General features: G+C 60.2%; 18 protein-coding genes and 1 tRNA gene. 8 read left to right on the top strand and 11 right to left on the bottom strand.

Annotation, left to right across the window (positions count from 1 at the left end):
• Nucleotides 1–32 precede the first annotated feature (32 nt).
• Nucleotides 33–905: a YiiX/YebB-like N1pC/P60 family cysteine hydrolase gene (locus ACP0KA_RS10655; RefSeq protein WP_424628762.1), complete on the bottom strand. Its 873-nt coding sequence runs from the start codon at nt 903–905 to the stop codon at nt 33–35.
• Here ACP0KA_RS10655 and ACP0KA_RS10650 point away from each other — a divergent pair.
• From ACP0KA_RS10650 to ACP0KA_RS10640, 3 genes are read left to right on the top strand one after another with little or no spacing between them, the layout of a single operon-like run.
• Nucleotides 904–1,092 (top strand): hypothetical protein, encoded by a 189-nt coding sequence (locus ACP0KA_RS10650; protein WP_424628761.1) that lies wholly within the window; start codon nt 904–906, stop codon nt 1,090–1,092. The two genes, ACP0KA_RS10655 and ACP0KA_RS10650, sit on opposite strands and share 2 nt — an antisense overlap.
• Before the next feature lies 1 nt (nt 1,093).
• A complete protein-coding gene (locus ACP0KA_RS10645; protein WP_424628760.1) occupies nt 1,094–2,536 on the top strand; it encodes a flavin monoamine oxidase family protein in 1,443 nt (480 codons plus the stop codon).
• 6 nt (nt 2,537–2,542) lie between these two features.
• Nucleotides 2,543–3,214, top strand: a complete 672-nt coding sequence (locus ACP0KA_RS10640) for an ATP-binding protein (protein ID WP_424628759.1) — start codon at nt 2,543–2,545, stop codon at nt 3,212–3,214.
• 70 nt (nt 3,215–3,284) lie between these two features.
• On the opposite strand, the gene ACP0KA_RS10635 is transcribed toward ACP0KA_RS10640, so the two are convergent.
• From ACP0KA_RS10635 to rpmI, 5 genes are all read right to left on the bottom strand, one after another.
• The gene (locus tag ACP0KA_RS10635; RefSeq protein ID WP_424628758.1) at nt 3,285–4,238 is read right to left on the bottom strand and encodes an MBL fold metallo-hydrolase; all 954 of its coding nucleotides are present in this window, start codon (nt 4,236–4,238) and stop codon (nt 3,285–3,287) included.
• Between the two features lie 79 nt (nt 4,239–4,317).
• Nucleotides 4,318–6,726 (bottom strand): phenylalanine--tRNA ligase subunit beta, encoded by a 2,409-nt coding sequence (gene pheT / locus ACP0KA_RS10630; protein ID WP_424628757.1) that lies wholly within the window; start codon nt 6,724–6,726, stop codon nt 4,318–4,320.
• Nucleotides 6,723–7,805, bottom strand: a complete 1,083-nt coding sequence (pheS, locus tag ACP0KA_RS10625; protein ID WP_424628756.1) for a phenylalanine--tRNA ligase subunit alpha — start codon at nt 7,803–7,805, stop codon at nt 6,723–6,725. Before pheS ends, pheT begins: the two co-directional genes overlap by 4 nt.
• A gap of 120 nt (nt 7,806–7,925) precedes the next feature.
• The gene (gene rplT / locus ACP0KA_RS10620) at nt 7,926–8,285 is read right to left on the bottom strand and encodes a 50S ribosomal protein L20 (protein WP_424628755.1); all 360 of its coding nucleotides are present in this window, start codon (nt 8,283–8,285) and stop codon (nt 7,926–7,928) included.
• Between the two features lie 62 nt (nt 8,286–8,347).
• Nucleotides 8,348–8,548, bottom strand: a complete 201-nt coding sequence (gene rpmI / locus ACP0KA_RS10615) for a 50S ribosomal protein L35 (RefSeq protein ID WP_011470932.1) — start codon at nt 8,546–8,548, stop codon at nt 8,348–8,350.
• A 354-nt stretch (nt 8,549–8,902) separates the two neighbouring features.
• On the opposite strand from rpmI, the gene ACP0KA_RS10610 reads away from it, so the two are divergent.
• Entirely contained in the window at nt 8,903–9,325 is a 423-nt protein-coding gene (locus ACP0KA_RS10610; protein WP_424628754.1) for a hypothetical protein, read from the top strand.
• Nucleotides 9,326–9,451: 126 nt separating this feature from the next.
• On the opposite strand, the gene infC is transcribed toward ACP0KA_RS10610, so the two are convergent.
• Entirely contained in the window at nt 9,452–9,991 is a 540-nt protein-coding gene (gene infC, locus ACP0KA_RS10605) for a translation initiation factor IF-3 (RefSeq protein ID WP_424631554.1), read from the bottom strand.
• Nucleotides 9,992–10,330: 339 nt separating this feature from the next.
• On the opposite strand from infC, the gene ACP0KA_RS10600 reads away from it, so the two are divergent.
• Nucleotides 10,331–11,128 (top strand): alpha/beta hydrolase, encoded by a 798-nt coding sequence (locus tag ACP0KA_RS10600; RefSeq protein ID WP_424628753.1) that lies wholly within the window; start codon nt 10,331–10,333, stop codon nt 11,126–11,128.
• A 48-nt stretch (nt 11,129–11,176) separates the two neighbouring features.
• On the top strand, nt 11,177–11,647 hold the full coding sequence (locus ACP0KA_RS10595; protein WP_424628752.1) for a nuclear transport factor 2 family protein: 471 nt from the start codon (nt 11,177–11,179) through the stop codon (nt 11,645–11,647).
• Between the two features lie 7 nt (nt 11,648–11,654).
• Here the strand turns inward: ACP0KA_RS10595 and queG are convergent, their stop codons facing one another.
• Nucleotides 11,655–12,848 carry a tRNA epoxyqueuosine(34) reductase QueG gene (queG, locus tag ACP0KA_RS10590; protein WP_424628751.1) on the bottom strand — a complete coding sequence of 398 codons (1,194 nt, stop codon included), beginning with the start codon at nt 12,846–12,848 and terminating at the stop codon, nt 11,655–11,657.
• Nucleotides 12,797–13,489: a glutathione S-transferase family protein gene (locus ACP0KA_RS10585; protein ID WP_424628750.1), complete on the bottom strand. Its 693-nt coding sequence runs from the start codon at nt 13,487–13,489 to the stop codon at nt 12,797–12,799. Before ACP0KA_RS10585 ends, queG begins: the two co-directional genes overlap by 52 nt.
• Nucleotides 13,490–13,738: 249 nt before the next feature.
• Between ACP0KA_RS10585 and ACP0KA_RS10580 the strand changes: the two genes are divergently transcribed.
• Nucleotides 13,739–14,545 (top strand): undecaprenyl-diphosphate phosphatase, encoded by an 807-nt coding sequence (locus ACP0KA_RS10580; RefSeq protein WP_424628749.1) that lies wholly within the window; start codon nt 13,739–13,741, stop codon nt 14,543–14,545.
• A gap of 47 nt (nt 14,546–14,592) precedes the next feature.
• On the opposite strand, the gene ACP0KA_RS10575 is transcribed toward ACP0KA_RS10580, so the two are convergent.
• On the bottom strand, nt 14,593–15,561 hold the full coding sequence (locus ACP0KA_RS10575) for a complex I NDUFA9 subunit family protein (RefSeq protein WP_424628748.1): 969 nt from the start codon (nt 15,559–15,561) through the stop codon (nt 14,593–14,595).
• A 159-nt stretch (nt 15,562–15,720) separates the two neighbouring features.
• Here ACP0KA_RS10575 and ACP0KA_RS10570 point away from each other — a divergent pair.
• Nucleotides 15,721–15,807 (top strand) — tRNA-Leu (locus tag ACP0KA_RS10570).
• 440 nt (nt 15,808–16,247) lie between these two features.
• Here the strand turns inward: ACP0KA_RS10570 and ACP0KA_RS10565 are convergent.
• Nucleotides 16,248–17,189, bottom strand: a complete 942-nt coding sequence (locus tag ACP0KA_RS10565; RefSeq protein WP_424628747.1) for a class I SAM-dependent methyltransferase — start codon at nt 17,187–17,189, stop codon at nt 16,248–16,250.
• Nucleotides 17,190–17,200 lie beyond the last annotated feature (11 nt).

Below are 17,200 nucleotides of genomic sequence, written 5' to 3'. Positions count from 1 at the left end.
GTTTGGAGCCGTTGCGTCGCGATGGAGTCGGCTCAGGCGGCCTCGCGTGCCGGAGTCTGATTTGTCAGCGGTTCGATCGACGGAACTAGAGTGGCATCGGGCGCCTCGAAGATGCCTTCCGGAAAGGGATCCGGTTCGCCCGTCACCTCCGGGGACGGCTTCGTCGTGTCGGCCCAATGCAGCGCCGTGTAGTCAAAGCCGCGGACGATGGTCGGTTTGACGATCTCGAAATAGGGAGAAATGTCGAAGTCCCGGGGCATATAGAGCGACGAGTCGCGAATGTGCAGGATTTCTTCCTTGGCCTGGCGGCTCGCAGCCTGTGTGATCTTCGGCAGGATGGGATAACGCACGGCGCCGAACGCCTGTGCAATCAGCGCGGAGCAGATGATCTTGGTCGGATCGCCCGAGCCCAGCGAAATCATCCGGCGCCGCCAGCGCTGCGGCAGCGGCAACGGGATGAGGTAGCGCATCAGGTCGATGATGTTCTTCGTGTCGTAACCGAAGCCGACGCGGTTGATGGCGTAGCGACATACGGTGGTGCGGTCTTCGTATGACAGACCGACCGGGCGGCAGACTCGGGTGTGATACGAGAAATATCGCGACAGCGGCGCGGTCGTGACGCCTTCGCCAATATAGGCCTCAACCAGCACATGCGGCTCACCGTCGGGTTCCGTCGCACCCGCAACGGGGCCGACATAGAGTGCCGCATGCGACCAGGTTGATTGTGTGAGATATTTGATGATGCCGGAGATGCGGCTATTGCCTTCCACCAGCAACACGTCGCCGGGCTCCATCAGGTCGCGCAGGCGCTCCGGATCGCTTGGCGTGAACGGTTCATAGCCGGGCACCTCTTTCTGAAGGTACTTGGCGATAACTTTGCCGACCGTATCGAGCATGATGCCCATGGAAGCCCCCGAGCGGCGCATTCTGGCCGCTTTCTTGTTGGCTCATCTTGGTCGAAACCAATTTCGATTTAGTTCATGGCGCAAAATGATCGATAATGGGATGTTCACCATGATCGTTGCTGCGGGGCCTCCGATGCGGCAAGTTCTTGAGATGTTCCGCTATTCGGTCGAGATTTGGAAACCATGACATGACAATCACGCGGCGCGACTTCTTAGGCGCTTCGGCAGCAGCGGTCGCTGTGCTGCCGGCAGTCGCTGGGCGCGTCTATGCCGCACCTCCGCCGCGCGATGCCGACGTGGTTGTCATCGGCGCGGGTGTGGCCGGTATCGCTGCCGCGCGGCGCATTGCCGCCGCCAACCGGAAGGTCGTCGTGATCGAGGCCTCGGACGCCATCGGCGGACGCTGCATCACCGACAACACGGCATTCGATGTCCCGTTCGACCGCGGCGCCCGCTGGCTCTACGGCGCCGACAGCAGCCCGGTGGCGAAGCTCGCCCGTGGTGCCGGCGTCGATATGTATCCCGCGCCGCGCGGCCAGCGTGTTCGCATTGGCCGCCGCAATGCTCGCGCAAGTGAAATGGAAGACTTTCTGGTGACGCTGGTTCGTGCCAATCGCGCGATAAGCGACACTGTTCGCGGTAAGCCGGACATGGCCGCTGCCACGGCTTTGCCGAAGGATTTGCGTGAGTGGACCGGAGCGGCGGAATTCCTGCTCGGCGCCCGTGCCACCGGCAAGGATCTTCAGGATCTCTCCGCGCTTGATTTCGTTGCCATGGCTCCGCGCGACGCGCCTTTGGCGTGTCGTCAGGGACTGGGAACGTTGATCGGAAAGCTCGGCGCGCAGTTGCCGGTGCTGCTATCCACGCCGGTGACGCGCATCGCATGGAGCGGACGCGACGCTCAGGTTGAGACACCAGCCGGCAAGATCACCGCGAAAGCCGTCATCGTCACGGCGTCGACCAATGTGTTGCTGTCCAAGATCAAGTTTTCACCTGAGCTGCCCAAGCGCCAGCAGGATGCAATCTCCAAACTGGATCTGGGAAGTTATGATCATATTGCGCTGGAATTGCCGGGCAATCCGCTGGAGCTGGCGCGTGACGATGTGTTGATCGAGCAGAGTACCGATGGTCGCACCGGATTGTTGCTGGCAAATCTCGGCGGCTCATCGCTGTGCCAGATCGATATCGCCGGCTCCTTTGGGGCCGAAATGTCGGCACGCGGTGAAGCCACGATGGTGGCATTCGGGGTCGAATGGCTGACGAAACTGTTCGGCAGCAACTTTACCAAAAATATCAAACGCAAGACCGCGACCCGCTGGAACGACATGCCGTATGTGCTGGGCGCAATGTCCGCGGCATCTCCGGGCGGGCAGCCCGCGCGAAAAATTTTGATGGAGCCGCTGGGTAGCTTGTTCTTCGCCGGCGAGGCCGCGCACGAAACGCAGTGGGGCACGGTGAACGGGGCCTGGGAAAGCGGCGAGCGCGCGGGAGAGGCCGCGCTACGCAAGCTGGGTGGTCAGAAGGAGAGTCCGGTCGCTGAGCGTCCAGCAAAAAAGACTCGCAGGACCTCGCGTGCGGCCGCGGAGGCTCAGGCGCCCGCACCGCGCAGTCTATTTTGGCCGCGAAACTGATCAATCATGCACAAGAAAGCTTTGATGTCGTGGTCGAGCGGCAAGGACAGCGCGTTCGCACTCCACCAGATTCGTGCGTCGAAAGAATTTGAAGTTGTCGGTGCGCTGACAACTGTGACCGAGACGTTCAGCCGGGTGTCCATCCATGGCGTGCGGGATGAAATTCTCCAGGCTCAGCTGGACGCCGCACAATTGCCGCCCCAGATTGTGCCGATCCCTTATCCCTGCCCCAACGAAATCTATGAGCTGCGCATGGGCGAGGCGCTGGTGCAGGCGAAGGCTGGCGGCGTCACGCACATGATCTTCGGTGATTTGTTTCTCGAAGACATCCGCGCTTATCGCGAAGCCAAACTCGCCGGCACCGGAATCACGCCGGTGTTCCCGCTCTGGGGCCGTCCCACGGCGCAGCTCGCGCGCGACATGATCGCAAGCGGACTGGAAGCGTATATCGCAACGGTCGATCTTGCGAAATTGCCTGCATCCTTCGCGGGACGGACGTTCGACGAGTCACTGTTGGCGGACTTGCCCGCGGGCGTCGATCCCTGCGGGGAAAACGGTGAATTTCACACCTGTGTCGTCGCCGGACCGATGTTGTCGCGCCGCATTGCTGTGACGGCCGGCGAAGTCGTTCAGCGCGATGGCTACGCCTATTGCGATCTGACGCTTGATCCTGGCTAGTGTCCCGAATCCGAAGTTCGCCTCATGATGCAGGGCATTCCGTAGCGAACTTCTGAACCACCACACTGGCTTAGACCGGCAGGTTCAATTCCATCAAATCCTTGGCGACGACGATCTTCCCGGAGAAGTGCTTTTTGACGCCTTCAGTCCAGTTGTCGTCGGTGACCAGCGGATCGTCACCCGGCACGAAGTGACTGAGCACGAGCACCTTAACGCCCGCCGCCGCCGCGATGCGGCCGACATCCTCGGTGGTGGTGTGGCTGTCCATCAGGTGTTTTTTCAGCGTGGCGCCGTTCTTGACCTTCAATGCCAGGCGGTCGACGGCGGGTTCGTATAGCGCTTCATGCACGAGAACGTCGGCGCCCTTGGCGAATTCCGCCAGCTTCGGATTGTAGTTGGTGTCGCTTGAGAACACGACGGTGCCATCCGGGGTCTCGAACTTGTAGGCGAAATTGTCCGTGATCGGCGGATGTGGCGTGCGGAATGCGGTGACCGTGACATCGTCGGTTTTCAGCACCACACCGCTGTCTGTGATGTCCTTGGCGATCACGAGCTTGCGGATGTCGGGCCGGCCTTCGTCTTCGATCCGTGTGTCGATATCGAAACGGTTGAGCTCCCAATAGGTGCTGGTCATCCGCACCAGGCCTGCAGGGCCGAACGTATGGACAGGCGCCGACAATCCGGACGCCCAGGCATTGTAAAGCAGATTGCCGTATTCGAGATTATGATCGGAGTGGTGATGGCTGATGAAAACATATCTGACCGACGGAAGCGGGATACCGGCGTTGACCAATTGCCTGCTGACGCCCATGCCGCAATCGATCACGTAGGGCGTGCCGTTGACGATCACCGCATTTGCGGGATTCGATGCGCCGCCGACCCGTGGACCGCCTTTGGTGCCGAGAAACACAATCCGCGATCGAGGCTTCTTGGCGGCGTTCTGCGCGAATGCGAGAGAACCTTTTGACATCATCGCGGCCGTGCCGGTCGCGGCAAATCTAAGAAGGTCTCGGCGATCGATCATGCGGCGCTCCCGGCAAAGTTTCTAAGTTTGCCGGGACGCTAAAGTGATGCGAAACAATTGCAAGAGAGTATTCTTGCAATTATCCGCGCAATACGCCGCCGGTTTTCTTCGTGACCTCGGCGACGATCTTGGAGGCGACTGCTTCGATCTCCTGATCGGTCAGTGTCTTCTCACGCGGCTGCAGCGTGACGGCAATGGCGACCGACTTCTTGCCGTCATCGATGCCCTTGCCCTCGTAAATGTCGAACACCGTCACGTTCGTGATCAGCTTGCGATCTGCGCCCTGCGCGGTGCGGACGATATCGCCTGCCTTCACGCTGCGGTCGACGATGAAGGCAAAGTCGCGCGACACCGGCTGAAACGGAGACAGTTCAAGCGGTGGTTTGGCGCGCGTCGGCTTGGCCTTCGCGTCCGGAATGCGCTCGAGAATGATTTCGAAGCCGACCAGTGGACCTTCAGCCTTCAAAGCTTCCAGTGCGCGCGGATGCAGTTCGCCAAAATGGCCGAGAATGTTCTGCGGGCCGATCTGGATCGTGCCGGACCGTCCCGGGTGCAGCCATGATGGGCCGCCCGCAACGATCTGCAGCCCCTGCATCGGTGCGCCGGCGGCGGCAAGCGCTGCGAGTGCGTCGGCTTTGGCGTCGAACACATCAACGCTCGACGAACCCGACCAGTGGCGGCCAATGCCCTTGGCGGAGGCCAGTGCGCGGCGGATGCCGCTTGCGGCGATGAACTGATCCTGCGGCCGGTCACCGCGGAAGATCTGTCCCACCTCGAACAGTGCAACATCCGCGAAGCCGCGATCTGCATTGGCTTGTGCGGCTGTGATCAGCCCCGGAACGAGCGAAGGCCGCATGTCCGACAGATCGGAGGCAATCGGATTGGCGAGCGCGAGTTCAGCTTGTCCGCCGCCGAACAATTCGGCCTGCGGCTTGGAGACGAACGACCAGGTGATCGCCTCGGTGAGGCCGCGCGAGGCCAGCGCGCGCTTGGCACGGCGCGTGCGCAACTGGATCGGCGTCAGCACCGGCTTGCGTGGCGCATCGCCACGCTCGAACGGCGTCAAAGGAACGCTGTCCACGCCGACGATACGGACGATTTCCTCGACGAGGTCAGCCTTGCCGTGAACGTCGGCGCGCCAGGACGGAACCGCGACCTTCACCACGGGACCTGAGCCTGCAATCATGAAGCCGAGATGGCTGAGGATGCGGCGCATTTCCGGAAACGGCACATCGATGCCGGCGAGGCGCTTCACTTCCGTGATCGGAAATTCGATGATGCGGTCATCGCCATGGGTCTGGCCGGCGACGAAGATCTCGGACGGCGAGCCGCCGCACAGATCCATTACCAGCTTCGTCGCCATTTCGAGGCCGGGCAGCATGAAAGCCGGATCGACGCCGCGCTCGAAGCGATAGCGTGCATCGGAGTTGATGCCGAGCTTGCGCCCGGTTTGGGCGATGTTGATTTCATTCCACAGTGCTGATTCGATCAGCACGTCGGTGGTGGTCTCGTCGCAGCCCGAGGCTTCGCCACCCATGATGCCGGCGAGCGATTCCACGGCATGATCATCGGCAATCACGCACATGCTCTCATCGAGCGTATAGGTCTTGCCATCGAGCGCTAGCAACGTCTCGCCGGTTTTGGCGCGGCGGACGACGAGATTGCCTTTTACCTTGGCGGCATCGAACACATGCAGCGGGCGCGCGCGGTCGAAGGTCATGAAGTTGGTGATATCGACCAGCGCGTTGATCGGACGTAGTCCGATCGATGTCAGCCGCTGCTGCAGCCATTCGGGCGACGGGCCGTTCTTGACGCCGCGCACGAGACGAAGGGCGAAGCCCGGACACAGCGACGCGTCCTCGATCGTTACCTTCACAGGCGAGGGGAATTCGCCCTTGATCTGCTTCGGCGCCTGATCCTTGAATTTGCCCATGTCGGCGGCGGCGAGATCGCGCGCGATGCCGTGCACGCCGGTGCAATCCTGACGGTTCGGCGTCAGGTTGATCTCAATGACCGGATCGCCAAGGCCGGCCCATTCGGCGTAAGGCTTGCCGATGGGGGCATCCGCCGGGAGTTCGATGATTCCGTCGTGATCCTCGGACAGTTGCAGCTCGGCGGCGGAGCACAGCATACCGCGGCTCTCAACACCGCGAATGGTGCCGACACCGAGCGTGATGTCCTTGCCGGGAATGTAGGTGCCGGGTGGCGAGAACACGCTGACAAGACCGGCACGCGCATTCGGCGCACCGCAGACCACCTGCACCGGTGCACCGCCGTCGCCGGTGTCCACCGTGCAGACGCGCAGGCGGTCGGCATTCGGGTGCTGCTCGGCGGTGATCACCTTGGCGATGATGAACGGGGCAAGCGCCTTCGCCTTGTCGTCGAGATGCTCAACCTCAAGCCCGATCATGGTGAGCTTGTCGGCGATCTTCTCGAGTGGCTCGTCGGTGTCGAGATGTTCTTTCAGCCAGGAGAAGGTGAACTTCACGACGACAATCCTCCCGCCAAGGTAGGCACTTCAAGCGGCTTGAAGCCGTAGTGATTGAGCCAGCGCACGTCGGCCTCGAAGAAGGCGCGCAGGTCCGGCAGTCCGTATTTCAGCATCGCGATGCGATCGATGCCCATGCCCCACGCGAAGCCCTGATAGACGTCGGGATCGATGCCGCAGGCGCGCAGCACATTGGGATGAACCATGCCGCAGCCGAGAATCTCCAGCCAGTCTTCGCCTTCGCCGAAGCGGATCTCGCCCTTGTCGCGGCGGCACTGAATGTCGACTTCCAGCGACGGCTCCGTGAACGGGAAGAACGACGGACGGAAGCGCATGTTGACGTTATCGACTTCGAAGAACGCCTTGCAGAACTCCGACAGAATCCATTTCAGGTGGCCGAGGTGCGAGCCCTTGTCGATCACCAGACCCTCGACCTGATGGAACATCGGCGTATGGGTCTGGTCGCTGTCGCAGCGGTAGGTGCGGCCCGGGCAGATCACGCGGATCGGCGGCTGCTGACTGAGCATGGTGCGGACCTGCACCGGCGACGTATGGGTGCGCAGCAGAAGCCGCGAGCCGTCCGGCTTCGGATTGAAGAAGAAGGTGTCGTGCATTTCCCGCGCCGGGTGGCCCTCGGGGAAATTCAGCTTGGTGAAGTTGTAATCGTCGGTCTCGATGTCCGGACCTTCGGCGATCGAGAAGCCCATGTCGGCAAAGATCGCGGTCAGTTCATCCATTACCTGGCTGATCGGATGAATGCGGCCCTGCTCGGTGGGGGTGTCGCGCGTCGGCAGCGTGACGTCGATGGTTTCGGAGGCAAGGCGGGCATCGAGTGCGGCATTCTTGAGAATGTCGCGGCGCGCGGTCAGGGCCTGTGAGATTTTGTCCTTGGCGGCATTGATGGCTGCGCCTTCGGTCTTGCGTTCTTCGGGCGACATCTTGCCCAGGGTGGCCAGCAGCGCGGAGATCGAGCCCTTCTTGCCGAGCGCGCCGACGCGAACCGCTTCCAGCGCGGCTTCATCGGCTGCGGCGGTAATCGCGGACAGGATTTCGTTTTCGAGAGTAGCGAGATCGGACATGCAAGAGCCCCATCGGGAACGGTTTGAGTAAACCGCCCGGCGGGGATCGAACTGCCCAGCCGAACGGAGCGGGGTGTGGTTACACCCCGGTCGTGTCGGCCTCGTGCAAGAGGGGCAAGCTTACGCCGCGAGTGCGGCTTTGGCCTTTTCAGCGATCGCCTGGAAAGCCGCGGGCTCGTTGATGGCGAGATCCGACAGCACCTTCCGGTCGACAACAACGCCCGACTTGGCGAGGCCGTCGATAAATCGGCTGTAGGTCATGCCGAACGGACGCACAGCGGCGTTGATGCGCTGGATCCAGAGTGCGCGGAAAGTGCGCTTCTTCAGCTTGCGGCCAACGAAAGCGTACTGTTGAGCCTTGTCTGTCGCAGCCTTTGCGGCGCGGATGGTGTTCTTGCGGCGGCCGTAGAAACCCTTGGCGGCCTTGTAGACTTTCTTGTGCTTGGCATGAGCCGTCACACCGCGTTTAACGCGAGCCATGACTGATCTCCTTCATCTGAAAAATAAATGGTGAGAGAGCCGCGCCTCAGCGCGGCAGGCGATCAGGCGTTCGGCAAGAAGTACTTCTTGATGTTTTCGCCATCGGTCTTGAACAAGATGCGCGTGCCGCGCAGCTGACGAATCTGCTTCTTCGTCCGCTTGATCATGCCGTGACGCTTGCCGGCATGGGCAGATACCACTTTGCCGGTTCCGGTTACTTTGAAGCGCTTTTTAGCGCCCGACTTGGTCTTCAACTTGGGCATTTTGCTCTCCTGTTGCGCAACAAAACAGCGCCCAAAAGGCGCCTTGTTGGCCAAAAATGCTCGTTAGAGCGTTGAAAATGCTCGACTAATTCCCGATTGGAAGAAGATCGGCACTGACATCGCCACGGCAGCCCTTAATCAGCCGGGCGACGAAGGTTGGGCTTATTGCAGAGAAAGGCCGAATTGGCAACGATTAACGTCGCTTTTGCGCCGAAGGTCTTGCCCGGAGCGGCGAGCCACCGCGATGAGAGATCAGCCGGAATACTGGCAAGTGCGCCGTTGCGCGCCTATATCCCAACCTGTCCGATCATCGCCCCCCTCATTCCCCACTCAAAAATCACGAGGACCTGCCTGATGGCAAGAAAAGCCAAAGCTATTGCCGTTTCCCAGAACACTGTTTCCCCGGCAATCATTCGCTGGCTTTTTGCCGCTCTCGCATTGGCCGCGGCGGTCGCGCTTGCCGGCGGCGCCAGAGCGGGGGCCGCCTTCGATGGAGCCTGGAAGGTGACCATCATTACCCAGGCTGGAAATTGCGATCCCGCCTATAGCTACCCGGTCAAAGTCGTCGACGGCCGCATCAGCTATTCCGGCGACGGCAGCTTCGACATCTCCGGCCGCGTTGGCGAGGCAGGTGCCGTAAGCGTTGCCATCGCGCGCGGCGACCAGAAGGCGAGCGCGAGCGGCAAGCTGTCCGGCAATTCCGGCTCCGGACAATGGAGCGGGAAATCGGCGAGCACGGCGTGTTCGGGACGCTGGGAAGCCGCCAGAAGCCTGTAGCTTCAGCAGAAATAAAAATGGCGCTGCGGGTTCGCGGCGCTTTTTTGTTGCCAAACGAAAACAGCCCACCAGATCGGCGGGCTGTTTCCGTACTTCAAAAATGCTTTGGCGATCAGTGCTTAGCGATCAGCGCGGCGCCAGAACCATGACGACCTGACGGCCTTCGAACCTGGCGTCCTGCTCGACCTTGGCAACTTCGGCGACTTCGGACTTCACGCGGTCCAGAAGCTTGGTTCCGATTTCCTGGTGGGCCATTTCACGGCCGCGATAGCGCAGCGTGATCTTGACCTTGTCGCCTTCTTCGAAGAACCGGAGCATCGCGCGCATCTTCACGTCGTAGTCGTGATCGTCGATCATCGGCCGGAGTTTGATCTCCTTGATCTCGACGGTTTTCTGCCTCTTGCGAGCTTCAGCGGCCTTCTTCTGGGCCTGAAACTTGTACTTCCCGTAATCCATGATCTTGCATACGGGAGGATTGTTGTTCGGCGAGATCTCGACCAGATCCATGCCGGCGTCCATCGCCATTTTCACTGCGACCGATGTCTCGATGGTACCGAGATTTTCACCATGCTGGTCGATCAGCTGGACTTGGACATTTCGAATTTCATCGTTGATGCGCGGCCCGTCTTTGGCGACGGCAACCGGGGCTCTGTTCGGACGGCGAATGGGTAGTTCTCCAATGCTGTTAGTGAAGGGCTTAGTTTGAATGAATACGGCGCCATGGGCAAGCGCGCCGATGGTGCAGAATGTATTTTCCGACGGAATGGGTCGGAAAAGGCATTAGTCACGAAACCATCAAATAAGCGGCAAATCGTTCAGGCGGAACGTTTTGCGTGTGGTTCACATAAAGGCGTGGCATCTGGTGCGCAAGCATCGTGGCATTATGTCCGTGCAAATTCGTGATGGCCGTCGATCAATTTTTAACCCTATGGTTCCCTGTTCAGCAGCCGATTGACGCACCAGCGGCCGCACATCAATAACAGTCAGTCGGACAAATAGGTTCACATGAGCTCAGCAGACGGTTCCGCCGGGTCTGACCCGGTTTTCATCAATGTCGGCAGCGATGTCGTGCGTCGGATCGCAGTCCGTGCACGCCGCGGTGACGCGCCGGGATTGTTATGGCTCGGTGGGTTCAAGTCGGACATGAAGGGCACCAAGGCGCAGGCGCTCGATGAGTGGGCGAGCGAGAACCGGCGAGCCTGTGTGCGCTTTGACTATTCGGGACATGGCGAATCCGGCGGAGACTTCGTCAACGGGACGATCGGGCAATGGCTTGAGGAGAGCCTTGCGGTATTCGAGACCTGTTGCGAAGGACCGCAGGTCGCCATCGGCTCGTCCATGGGCGGCTGGATGGCGCTGCTGCTGGCACGTGCGCTCGCGAAACGGAAAGGGCCTTGCCGCGCGACGCTGGCCGGGCTTGTGCTGATTGCGCCGGCGCCGGATTTCACTGAAGAGTTGATGTGGAAAAATTTTTCGCCGGAGATCCGCGCTGAACTCGAAACCAAGGGTGTCTGGTATCGCCCGTCCGAATACGGCGAGCCTTACCCGATCACCCGCAACCTGATTGAAGAAGGCCGCAATCATTTGCTGCTCAGCGGCGCCATCAATGTCGGCTGCCCCGTCCGCATCCTGCAGGGCGCGCAGGATCCAGATGTTCCGTGGCAGCATGCCTTTTCGCTCACGCACTGTCTGCCCAGCGATGACGTGGTCCTCACCCTGATTCAAGATGGCGACCATCGGCTGTCACGGCCGCAAGACATTGCGCGCATGCTGGCGGCCGTCGACGAGCTGTCGGCTGGTTGACGCAACGAGTTCTTCCGGCACAATCGAGCTTCAGGTCGGAAGATCATCATGCAGCCAGAGATAATGCTTCGGGAATTTTGCCGCGCCGTCGAGCAGCGCGATGGCCGTGCCTTCGCGGCACTGTTTACGGAGGGCGGCGTCTATCACGACGTCTTCTACGGTGCATTTGCGGGCCGGGCGAAGATCGCGGACATGGTTGACGACTGGTTCTATCGAACCGCGACTGATTTCCGTTGGGACATGCATGATCCTGTCAGCGACGGACGAACGCTCTATGCGCGCTACACGTTCAGTTACCGGTCGCTGCTGCCGGAAGCCAACGGTGCACGGGCCATGTTCGAAGGCGTCGCCATCATGACGCTGCAGGACGGGTTGATCGCGGAATACACTGAGGTGGCAAATGTCGCGACGGGCTTCGTCGATATGAACTTCGCGCCTGAGCGGATGGCAAAGATTTTTGTGAAGCAAAGTGCTGCGTTGAAAGCCAGACCCGAGATGCAACGGCATCTCGCGGATTGAATTGTTGTCAGGCGACCGCCGCGTCTCGGGCTTGCCATTCGTTGCGAACCATCTCGTCTGGATCGTTTGAACGCGTCGCGAGTTCTGCAAATTCTGTTGATGGCAGCAGGCGTGACAGCGCCCAGACCGCGGCGCCCCGGATCAGGGGATTCGCGTCATCCAGCAAGCGCCTTGCGTGGCCGGCAAGTGCCGCATCGCCGGAATTGCCGATGGCGATCAGGACATTCCGAATGAAGCGATCGCGCCCAATTCGCTTGACCGGGGATTTCGTGAACAGCGCACGGAACGAGGTGTCGTCGAGTTGCGCAAGGTCGGCCAGCGACGGTGCGCGCAGTTCTTCGCGCGCTTTCAGTTTCGCCTCATGGCCTTCCTGGGCGAACTTGTTCCAGGGACATGCGGCCAAGCAGTCGTCACATCCGTAGATGCGGTTGCCCATCGCCTCGCGAAATTCGTGGGGGATCGGGCCCTTATGTTCGATTGTCAGGTACGAGATGCATTTCCGTGCATCGAGCCGGTAAGGCGCGAGGAATGCATTGGTCGGACAGACATCGAGACAATTCCGGCATGAACCGCAGTGACTGCCGCCGTCGCTATCGCGGGGCAAATCGAGCGTCGTGAAGATCGCGCCGAGAAACAGCCATGAGCCATACTCGCGTGAGACGAGGTTGGTGTGCTTGCCTTGCCAGCCAAGGCCCGCAGCATGGGCCAGCGGCTTTTCCATCACGGCGGCGGTGTCGACGAAGACTTTGACGTCACCGCCGGCATGGGCGAGCAGCCATCGGGCCAGCGTCTTCAGACGCTTCTTGATCAGGTCATGGTAATCGTCGCCACGCGCATAAACCGAGATCGCGCCGCGCGTGGTCTGTTCAAGAATGGACAACGGATTTTCGTCGGGACCGTAGTTCACGCCCAGCATGATCACCGAGCGGACATCGCCCCACAGCACCCGCGGATCGCCGCGGCGCTGCGGGTCGTTGGCGAGCCAGTCCATGTCGCCGTGGCTTCCATTGTCGAGAAACGCCTTCAGGCGTTCGGCGGCGCCCGCGGTTGCCGCGGGGTCGGTAATGCCAATCGCGCTGAAACCGAGGGAATGCGCCTCACGGCTCAGCGCCGCTTTGACGGCCATCGGGTCGAGAGCGCTGTCCTGAGTCAGAAGTCGAGGTCCATGTAGTGCGCAGCCGCCGGGAACCCCGCCAGCCACTCGTTCAGCAGGGGCCGAAACGAGGGGCGGGATTTGATCCGCACATACCACGCCTTGGCTGCATCGTCCTCGTTCCATGGCACGTCGCCCAGATAGTCGATCGCAGAGAGGTGGGCAGCTGCGGCAAGATCGGCATAGGTGAGACGGTCACCTGCCAGGAAATTCCGCGTCCGCGCCAGCCAGCCGATATAGGCCAGATGATAGCGCACATTCGCCTTGGCCGCCCGCAGAACATCGGTCGATGGTGCGCCGCCACCGTGCTCGGCGCTCATGAAACGTTTGTAGATCCGCTCCGTCACCAGCGGACCGCTGGCCTCGTCAAAGAACTTGTCGTTGAACCATGCCAGCAACCGGCGAACCTCGATGCGTTCGGCGGTGGCTTGCGGGAGCAGGCGATGCTCGCCGAGCAATGTGCCGTGACGTTCGTCGAGGTATTCAGCCACGATGCCGGCTCCTGGAATGGCCGGCGCTCCCTCTGCCATCAAAACCGGCGTACTGCCGGCAGGGTTGAGGGTGAGAAACGCTTCGCGGCGATCCCAGACTCTTTCCTCAACCAGCCGGGAATCCAGACCATGCTCGCCTAGCGCAAGCCGCACAAAACGCGATCGCGGACAAAAGGGATGATGAAAAAGCGTGAACATGAAGGTGTGATAGTCCGTTTAGCTTTAACAAAGCGTCTCAAAGAGCGGTTAATACGCTCAGCCGGTTGAGACGAAAGGGGATGCACGTCCCTCGCCATCTGCCGCCTCGATGTGTCGATTTGAAGTCCGCGCCGGATGTATTTGCCGTTGCGGCAGCATGCCGAATGGGCGACAAGTTCGGCGGTCTTGGAACCTCGTGCTCCGATTCTAGCATTCGCATCACTCCACTAGCCTTGCGGGTTATCCCTGATGTTAGCTGATTTCTTCAGAGCCCTCGTCCTTGGCATCGTTGAGGGCGTTACCGAGTTTCTGCCGGTGTCATCGACAGGGCACCTGCTGCTGGTGGAGCGCTTCTTCAATCTCGATCAGGACAACTTCTGGAAAAGCTTTGCGGTGCTGATTCAGCTGGGCGCGATCCTGGCAATCCTGGCCATTTACTTCGGCAGGCTTTGGCACATCGCCACCCGGATGTTTTCCGATCCGGCGGCCCGCAGGTTCGTGATCGGCGTGCTGGTGGCGTTCTTCCCCGCGGTCGTCATGGGATTGCTGTTCGGTCATTTCATCAAGGAGGTTCTGTTCAACCCCTGGGTGGTCTGCTTCTCGCTGATTGTCGGCGGTGCTGTGCTGCTGTGGGTCGACCAGCAAGACCTCAAGCCGCGTTATCATGATGCGACCACGTTCTCGCTGCCGATGTATCTCGGCATCGGCGTGGCGCAGTGCGCGGCCATGATTCCCGGCGTATCACGTTCGGGGGCATCGATCGTGGCGGCGATGCTGTTCGGTGCGGACAAGCGCGCGGCGGCGGAATTTTCGTTCTTTCTCGCGATTCCGACCATGGTCGGCGCATTCGTCTACGATCTCTACAAAAGCCGGAACGACATGACGATGGACCATTCCCTGATCCTCGCGGTCGGCTTTGCGGTGTCGTTCATCACCGCGCTCATCGTCGTGAAGACGTTCCTCGGCTACGTCACGCGCCACGGATTTGGGTTGTTCGCGTGGTGGCGCGTGGTCGTCGGCAGCCTGGGCCTGATCGGGCTCGCCTTGGGATTCTAATAAATCGGCCTTTTAAGCGTTGACCCGCAGGACGGCGCGTTTCGGAATTACGCGCCGTTGGGCGCGAATTGCCCGGTCTTGCGGAAGCGCCACAGATAGGACGGCGCCACGGCTTCCAGCGAGTCCGGTGTGATCCCCAAGCCTTCCAGGGTCAGCCCGGCAGCCTTGGCGTCCTCAGACACCACATTGTCGCTTCGCAGCAGTTCGACCTGATTCGGGGTCAGCTTCAGGTCACCCGGCGCGAACTGCAGGAACATCGACTGGAAGCGTGCCAGCCCGAACGGCAACGGAACCAGCGCCCGGTCGCGCTGGGTGATGGCCAGGATCGCCTCCAGGATGTCCCGCATGGTCATGACTTCGGGGCCGCCGAGTTCGTAAGTGGCGCCTGGCCTGGTCTTGCCGTCCACCGCATCGGCAATCGCGGTGGCGACGTCGCCGACGAACACCGGCTGCAGCCTGGTGTGTCCGCCGCCGATCAGCGGCAGCATGGGTGACATGCGCGCCAGCGCGGCGAAACGATTGGTGAATTGGTCCTCGGGGCCGAACACCACCGAGGGGCGAATGATCGTCGCGGAAGGCGATGCCGCGAGCACCGCGGCCTCGCCGGCGGCCTTCGTACGGGCATATTGGGAGGTGGACTCCGCGTTGGCTCCGATGGCGGAGACGTGGACAACCCGGGCTCCAATCTCGCTGGCGGCGCGTGCAACGGTTTCGGCGCCCTTGGCCTGAACAGCGTCAAAGCTCTGAGCCCCGCCCTCGGCCAGGATACCGACCAGGTTCACGATGACGCTGGCGCCCCGGGCGGCGGCCTGGACGGACGCCGGGTAGCGGACATTGGCCTGGACCGGGTGAATTTGGCCGACTTTTCCCAGCGGCTGGAGGTGCCCGGCCAATTCCGGACGGCGGACGCCGACCCGGATGCGATAATCACGTTTGGCGAGCGCCCGAATCACGTGCCGGCCGAGGAAACCCGATCCTCCGAAAACGGTAACGAGGGTATCGATGGGCGCTGGCATGGGGCGATTCCTGGCTAGTTATCTGGCAAGTTATAACGCTGAACGCGGGCATATCCCGCGTTTCGGCGAGATGCCAGCATTTTCGCTCTGAAAAAGGCGTTGGGTTTCTATCAGCTCAATTTGACAAGCGGACGGCCTGTCCGTAGTAAACCGCTCCGTGCCCAGGTGGCGGAATTGGTAGACGCGCTGGCTTCAGGTGCCAGTGGCTTAACGGCCGTGAAGGTTCGAGTCCTTTCCTGGGCACCATCTTTTCAGATGGCGCTGATATTGTTGATGTCCCTCTCACTGCAGGGGTTTTGACCGTCTCTCTGGTACACAGAGGCGGTACACATGGTCCTGCAAGTGGCGCGTCCTTGGAAGCCCCCTGAGAGTGGTTTTTACTATGTCCGGCTACCTGTACCGCGGGATGTCCGCGCCGTAGCCCGAGGTTTGAAGATCAGCTACCAGAGGAAGCCGGTGGCGGTGGCATTGAACTTGGCCCAACCACTCAGCTTGTAAAAGCGTCTCTGCGAACACGCGATGCTCAAGAGGCGAAGGTAAGGTCTGCCGCCGCGTCGGCCGCAACCGTGTTACCGCTCACTCGTAGTTGGCTTTGGCACGCCTATAGTCGACAGATATCGCAGGAATAAAAAATGAGCGCCTGAAGATATTCCAATTCCCGGCCCTCAGTTTCTTCGTCTGGTGCTCTATCCAGCCGAGCTATGGTCAGACGAGTAAGGCTTCCGTGCAAAGAATAGCATTTCACCGCCATATACGGGAAGTTGCCGACTTAAAATCCAGTTGGGACAGAACGGCTCCAATCGAGACACAACGCGCCCGAGTTCAGGACCAAAATATTGGAGCTGATTAATCACATATCCCAAACGAAGCGACTTCCAATGCGACGACCAAAACAAAGAATCGAAACCAGCATGTGTCGACATCTTCTCCAAGGTTTTGTCGGAAAAGTAAAAGACGTGCTCGGGAGCAGCTATACATGGCCAATACCGGCCCATGATTTTAGAAGGGATTGAATCGTTATTAGGAGTTTGAATGACGAACAAGCCGCCTGGTTTCAAACAACTCCAGGCGAGATCAAGGAGCTTTCGTGGATCGGTCAGATGCTCAATCACTGCTATCGCAGTAATCACATCAAAATATCCTGGGTGCCGAATGCCCCATTCTTCAACTGTCCCGATAAAAATATGATCGCCGTGCTTTTTTCGGGCCACCTCCGCTGCAGATCCTTGCAACTCGAGCCCCCACGTTTCCCATCCATGCCCCTTCGCGACGTCAAGAAGCTGGCCATCAAAGCAGCCAATATCAAATATTTTTTTCGGTTTTGAGTTCGTGATTTTTTCGATCGACGCAAAAATTTGTTCTGAAACGCGAAGGCGTTCTATCGCTTTGCCCGGTTCATAATTTCCGGCTTTTGCACGCATTTCATAATGATGATTGAGGGCTTCTGCACTCGGTAGCGGATCAAGCCGCACCAAACCGCACTCGGCGCATTGCACAAAATCATATCCCTGCTTACGAAACTTGAAATTCCATTTTGTATTTTCGCAAACGACACAAGGAATGGCGCGCCTTTCGAACTCCGCTACAGGCGGTCGGCTGTCATGCAAAGGCTCGATATTGCTGGTCATGTCGTAACCCG

The organism is Bradyrhizobium sp. SYSU BS000235 (assembly GCF_049747295.1).
Classification (GTDB): Bacteria; Pseudomonadota; Alphaproteobacteria; order Rhizobiales; family Xanthobacteraceae; genus Afipia.
This window is presented reverse-complemented; position numbering and strand designations above follow the sequence as displayed.

What these genes read in the sequence shown, in the direction of transcription:
- ACP0KA_RS10650 (WP_424628761.1), top strand. Translation starts at nt 904, where the DNA reads ATGGAAGCCCCCGAGCGGCGCATTCTGGCCGCTTTCTTGTTGGCTCAT.
- ACP0KA_RS10655 (WP_424628762.1), bottom strand. Translation starts at nt 905, where the DNA reads ATGGGCATCATGCTCGATACGGTCGGCAAAGTTATCGCCAAGTACCTT.
- ACP0KA_RS10645 (WP_424628760.1), top strand. Translation starts at nt 1,094, where the DNA reads ATGACAATCACGCGGCGCGACTTCTTAGGCGCTTCGGCAGCAGCGGTC.
- ACP0KA_RS10640 (WP_424628759.1), top strand. Translation starts at nt 2,543, where the DNA reads ATGCACAAGAAAGCTTTGATGTCGTGGTCGAGCGGCAAGGACAGCGCG.
- ACP0KA_RS10635 (WP_424628758.1), bottom strand. Translation starts at nt 4,238, where the DNA reads ATGATCGATCGCCGAGACCTTCTTAGATTTGCCGCGACCGGCACGGCC.
- pheS (WP_424628756.1), bottom strand. Translation starts at nt 7,805, where the DNA reads ATGTCCGATCTCGCTACTCTCGAAAACGAAATCCTGTCCGCGATTACC.
- rplT (WP_424628755.1), bottom strand. Translation starts at nt 8,285, where the DNA reads ATGGCTCGCGTTAAACGCGGTGTGACGGCTCATGCCAAGCACAAGAAA.
- rpmI (WP_011470932.1), bottom strand. Translation starts at nt 8,548, where the DNA reads ATGCCCAAGTTGAAGACCAAGTCGGGCGCTAAAAAGCGCTTCAAAGTA.
- ACP0KA_RS10610 (WP_424628754.1), top strand. Translation starts at nt 8,903, where the DNA reads ATGGCAAGAAAAGCCAAAGCTATTGCCGTTTCCCAGAACACTGTTTCC.
- ACP0KA_RS10600 (WP_424628753.1), top strand. Translation starts at nt 10,331, where the DNA reads ATGAGCTCAGCAGACGGTTCCGCCGGGTCTGACCCGGTTTTCATCAAT.
- ACP0KA_RS10595 (WP_424628752.1), top strand. Translation starts at nt 11,177, where the DNA reads ATGCAGCCAGAGATAATGCTTCGGGAATTTTGCCGCGCCGTCGAGCAG.
- ACP0KA_RS10585 (WP_424628750.1), bottom strand. Translation starts at nt 13,489, where the DNA reads ATGTTCACGCTTTTTCATCATCCCTTTTGTCCGCGATCGCGTTTTGTG.
- ACP0KA_RS10580 (WP_424628749.1), top strand. Translation starts at nt 13,739, where the DNA reads ATGTTAGCTGATTTCTTCAGAGCCCTCGTCCTTGGCATCGTTGAGGGC.
- ACP0KA_RS10575 (WP_424628748.1), bottom strand. Translation starts at nt 15,561, where the DNA reads ATGCCAGCGCCCATCGATACCCTCGTTACCGTTTTCGGAGGATCGGGT.
- ACP0KA_RS10565 (WP_424628747.1), bottom strand. Translation starts at nt 17,189, where the DNA reads ATGACCAGCAATATCGAGCCTTTGCATGACAGCCGACCGCCTGTAGCG.